Origin of the sequence: Pseudomonas sp. NPDC086278, assembly GCF_050280905.1 — a bacterium.
Taxonomy (GTDB): domain Bacteria; phylum Pseudomonadota; class Gammaproteobacteria; order Pseudomonadales; family Pseudomonadaceae; genus Aquipseudomonas.
The window spans coordinates 1-4,864 of record NZ_JBNNWE010000176.1; the positions used below are offsets into that span (position 1 = coordinate 1).

5 protein-coding genes and 1 pseudogene are annotated in these 4,864 nt (G+C 57.5%); 1 reads left to right on the forward strand and 5 read right to left on the reverse strand.

Going from position 1 to position 4,864, the window contains the following annotated elements; genetic code table 11:
- The 5 genes from ACQKP4_RS28330 to sdhC form a co-directional block, all read right to left on the reverse strand.
- On the reverse strand, positions 1 to 422 hold a 422-nt coding region (locus ACQKP4_RS28330), incomplete at its 3' end, for a 2-oxoglutarate dehydrogenase E1 subunit family protein (protein ID WP_427637348.1).
- Between the two features lie 272 nt (positions 423 to 694).
- Positions 695 to 1,399, reverse strand: coding sequence for a succinate dehydrogenase iron-sulfur subunit (locus tag ACQKP4_RS28335; RefSeq protein WP_427637349.1), 705 nt, complete (start codon positions 1,397 to 1,399; stop codon positions 695 to 697).
- A gap of 11 nt (positions 1,400 to 1,410) precedes the next feature.
- Complete coding sequence (gene sdhA, locus ACQKP4_RS28340; protein ID WP_007945135.1) at positions 1,411 to 3,186, reverse strand: succinate dehydrogenase flavoprotein subunit; 1,776 nt, start codon at positions 3,184 to 3,186, stop codon at positions 1,411 to 1,413.
- Positions 3,187 to 3,189: 3 nt separating this feature from the next.
- Entirely contained in the window at positions 3,190 to 3,558 is a 369-nt protein-coding gene (gene sdhD, locus ACQKP4_RS28345; RefSeq protein ID WP_427637351.1) for a succinate dehydrogenase, hydrophobic membrane anchor protein, read from the reverse strand.
- Complete coding sequence (gene sdhC, locus ACQKP4_RS28350; protein WP_027922413.1) at positions 3,552 to 3,926, reverse strand: succinate dehydrogenase, cytochrome b556 subunit; 375 nt, start codon at positions 3,924 to 3,926, stop codon at positions 3,552 to 3,554. The genes sdhD and sdhC overlap by 7 nt, the downstream gene beginning before the upstream one ends.
- A 363-nt stretch (positions 3,927 to 4,289) precedes the next feature.
- Between sdhC and ACQKP4_RS28355 the strand changes: the two are divergent.
- A pseudogene (locus ACQKP4_RS28355) lies at positions 4,290 to 4,814 on the forward strand (citrate/2-methylcitrate synthase); the annotation flags it as partial.
- Positions 4,815 to 4,864 lie beyond the last annotated feature (50 nt).

Genomic DNA, 4,864 nt, shown 5'->3' on the forward strand with positions numbered 1-4,864 from the left:
GCCATGATTGTGCTCGGGAATGCTGCCCAGGCCAGCCGGGTGTTCGATCCAGTCGTCGAACGCGAATGGAAAGTCCGGGCCGAAAATGGTGACTGCTGGTGGCCACGCATACGGTAGGCCTGGATCAATCGCAGCACTTCAACTTGCTTCTTCTCGTGCTCACTGCTCACGCTGCCGGCGGAAACCGGTTGGGCGCGGCGCTGGTTCTTTGCCAGCAAGACGAAATGATCGCGAATTGTGGAGTGCGAAACATCGGTGGCAGTGTTGCCGTCAGCCGGCAACTTCTGAAAGTAGGTGCGCCACTCTTCTGGCACAGCGTTAGGGTCGTGCAGGTAGAGCTCGTAGAGCTCTTCCACATAGGCAGCGTTACTACCGGACAGGTAGGCGCTGTTCCACATGCGCTGCATCACGCTTTCTTGCATGCTTGGTCACCCTCGGTTAGGGGAACACCACCGGCGTCGACACCGAGCAAACTTGCAGAAGTCCGAATGCAGCGACCAAAACAAGCCACTTAGGATCACGCTGATAGTCCGGGTACCAGCCCGGATGCCCCTGCTTGTCTCATTTCTTCAAAATAAGAGCCGCAGCCTTGTAAGCTGCTGCTCAGGTTAAAACTACGGCGCCGGTTGAAGCCTGCGCCGTAGCATCTTCGGTACAGCGGTACTGCATTTACAACAGCCGGATTACAGCTGAATCACACGCCGCTTTGCAGCAGCATGTTACGTACGTGACCGATGGCCTTAGTCGGGTTCAGGCCTTTCGGACAGACGTTGACGCAGTTCATGATCCCGCGGCAGCGGAATACGCTGAACGGGTCATCCAGCGAAGCCAGACGCTCGGCAGTCTTGGTGTCACGGCTGTCTGCCAGGAAGCGATACGCTTGCAGCAGAGCAGCTGGACCCAGGAACTTGTCCGGGTTCCACCAGAAGGACGGGCAGGAAGTCGAGCAGCAAGCGCACAGGATGCACTCGTACAGACCATCAAGCTTTTCACGCTCTTCCGGGGTCTGCAGACGTTCGATGGCCGGAGCCGGCGTGTCGTTCTGCAGGAATGGCTTAACCTTCTCGTATTGCTTGTAGAAGATGCTCATATCGACGACCAGGTCACGGATGACCGGCAAACCTGGCAGCGGACGAACGATCAACTTGTTACCTTTTACGACAGCGGACAGCGGCGTAACGCACGCCAGACCGTTTTTGCCGTTGATGTTCATGCCGTCGGAACCGCAAACACCTTCACGGCAAGAGCGACGATAGGAGAAACCCTCGTCCTGCTCTTTGATCAGGGCCAGCACGTCCAGCACCATCAGGTCTTTACCACCGGTATCGACCTGGAATTCCTGCATGAACGGCGCAGCGTCCTGATCAGGGTTGTAGCGATAAACACTGACTTGCAACATGGCGGCCACCCTTAATAAGTCCGAATCTTAGGTTCAAAAGTCGGAACAGTCTTCGGCGAGAAGTTCACGGCGCGCTTGGTCACGCGCTTGTCACCCGGGAAGTACAGGGTGTGGCACAGCCAGTTTTCGTCGTCGCGATCTTCGTAGTCTTCACGGGCGTGAGCGCCGCGGGACTCTTTGCGGATCTCTGCAGCGATGGCAGTGGCTTCGGCCACTTCCAGCAGGTTCTGCAGTTCCAGCGCTTCGATACGAGCGGTGTTGAACGCCTGGCTCTTGTCGTTGATCTTGACGTTGGCGATACGGCCACGTAGATCAGCCAGCTGAGCAATACCCTTCTGCATGTATTCGCCGGTACGGAATACACCGAAGTAATTCTGCATGCAGCTTTGCAGTTCTTTGCGCAGGGTGGCGACGTCTTCACCTTCGGTACGCGAGTTCAGGCCATCGAGACGTGCCAGGGCAGCGTCGATGTCGGACTGGCGAGGGCGAGCGTAGTCGACGCCTTCTTTCAGGGTCTGTTCCAGGAACAGGCCGGCGGCACGACCGAATACCACCAGGTCGAGCAACGAGTTGCCGCCCAGGCGGTTGGCACCGTGAACCGACACGCAAGCCACTTCGCCTACAGCGAACAGGCCAGGGATGATCTGGTCAACGCCTTCGGCGTCCTGAGTGATTGCCTGACCATGAATGTTGGTGGCAACGCCGCCCATCATGTAGTGGCAGGTTGGAACGACCGGAATCGGCGCCACGGCTGGATCGACGTGGGCGAAGGTCTTGGACAGTTCCATGATGCCTGGCAGACGGCTGTGCAGAACTTCTTCACCGAGGTGATCGAGTTTCAGCATTACGTGGTCGCCATCCGGACCGCAACCATTGCCGGCGATGATTTCTTTAACCATCGAGCGAGCAACTACGTCACGACCCGCCAGGTCTTTGGCGTTCGGAGCATAACGCTCCATGAAACGCTCGCCGTGCTTGTTGATCAGGTAACCGCCTTCACCGCGGCAACCTTCGGTAACCAGCACACCGGCGCCGGCGATACCGGTCGGGTGGAACTGCCACATCTCAATGTCTTGTACCGGCACGCCAGCACGCAGAGCCATGCCGACGCCGTCACCGGTGTTGATCAGGGCATTGGTGGTGGACGAGTAGATACGGCCGGCGCCGCCAGTCGCCAATACAGTGGCGTTGGCACGAACGTAGGAGGTTTCGCCGGTTTCGATGCAGATGACGATCATGCCGACAAAGGCGCCGTCTTCGTTCTTCACCAGGTCAACGCCGTAGTATTCGTTGAGAAATACCGTGCCGGCCTTCAGGTTTGCTTGATACAGGGTGTGCAACAGCGCGTGACCGGTACGGTCGGCAGCGGCGCACGTACGTGCAGCCTGGCCACCTTTACCAAAGTCTTTCGACTGACCGCCGAACGGACGCTGATAGATGCGGCCCTGTTCGGTACGGGAGAACGGCAAGCCCATGTGCTCGAGCTCGAAGACCGCTTCCGGGCCTACGGAACACATGTATTCGATAGCGTCCTGGTCGCCGATGTAGTCGGAACCCTTGACGGTGTCGTACATGTGCCAGCGCCAGTCATCGTTCGGGTCTGCCGAGGCGATGGCGCAGGTGATGCCACCCTGGGCGGATACAGTGTGCGAACGGGTCGGGAACACCTTGGTGACCACGGCAGTCTTGTGACCACCTTGTGCCAGCTGCAGCGCAGCGCGCATGCCAGCACCGCCGCCGCCAATGATAATGGCGTCGAACGAAAGCGTATTAACTGTAGTAGACATGAATCAGATACCCCAAAGAATCTGCACACCCCAGACGAAGTACGCGAACATCGCGACACCGCATACCGCCTGGAAGAGGAAACGTACTGCAGTCGCGGACTTGCCGAACGCCATTGGCGTCAGGTAGTCGGTCGCGATGGTCCACATGCCGACCCAGGCGTGAGCGCCGAGGGCAACGAGGGCCAGGAGACTGAAAATACGCATCCAGTTGCTTGCGAACAGTTCATGCCATTGGGCGTAGCCGAGGCCGGGATGGGCGACGACGTATCCGATCAGGAAAATGAAGTAAGCCGCGAGAACGACCGCCGACACACGTTGTGCCATCCAGTCATAGAGGCCCGAACGCGACAGGTTCGTGACGTTAGTTACCATATCCAGACTCCTGCCAGAACGATTACCACCACGGAAACGGCGATAACGATTTTCGAGCCCAGTTTGCCGCCTTCAAGCGACTCGCCGATGCCCATGTCCATGATCAAATGGCGCACACCGGCAACCAGGTGATACAGCAAGGCGGACAGGATGCCCCAAATCACTAGCTTGGCTAGCGGACTGGTCAGACACGCTTTCACCTGGCCGAAACCTTCTTCAGAGCTCAGCGACTTGTCCAATGCGTAAAGCATGATGGCCAGGCTGACAAAGAGGATGACTCCGGAGATTCGGTGAAGAATGGACGTGTAAGCAGTGACTGGGAGTTTGATGGTCCTTAGGTCTAGGTTTACAGGTCGTTGGCTATTCACGGCTTTTTTTCACACTGAAGAGCCCCTAACAATCAGGGCAAAGTTGTTGGGGAGTGCACTGGTCAGGTACCCACCACCCAGGGAGTGCGACCCCCAATAAAGCAGGCCCAAAAGCCCCTGGCGGTCGGAGGCCGAGTATAGACAGTTAGGCTACTAATGACAACGCGTACACCTTCCCCTAATAGCGCATTGCACAAGTTGGATAAAAGGCGTAAATGGCAGTCAATTTCGAGGAAAAAGTACGGTTAAAGCCTTCTGGAGCAAGACTTTAGGCAAATTGACATTCGAATTTATCTCACTATAGTGGTGCGGGCCCTGCGTGGGGGGTCTGTCTGATGATTTCAAGCATAAATAGGAGGCCACATGGCTGACAAAAAAGCGCAGTTGATCATCGAGGGCGCAGCCCCCGTCGAGCTGCCCATTTTAACCGGCACCGTTGGTCCCGATGTTATCGACGTTCGGGGCCTGACGGCCACGGGCCGTTTCACCTTTGACCCTGGTTTCATGTCGACCGCGTCCTGCGAGTCGAAAATCACCTATATCGACGGCGACAACGGCATTCTGCTGCACCGCGGCTACCCGATCGAACAGCTGGCTGAAAAGTCGGACTACCTGGAAACCTGCTATCTGCTGCTCAACGGCGAATTGCCGACGGCAGAACAGAAGGCCCAGTTCGTCAGCACCGTGAAGAACCACACCATGGTTCACGAGCAGCTGAAGACCTTCTTCAACGGCTTCCGTCGCGACGCCCACCCGATGGCCGTCATGTGCGGCGTAGTCGGCGCCCTCTCGGCCTTCTACCACGACTCCCTCGACATCAATAACCCGCAGCATCGCGAGATCTCCGCGATCCGCCTGGTTGCCAAGATGCCGACCCTGGCAGCGATGCCTCGATTACCACGTCGGTCATGCAGTTCCCGTATCGCGACCACATGATC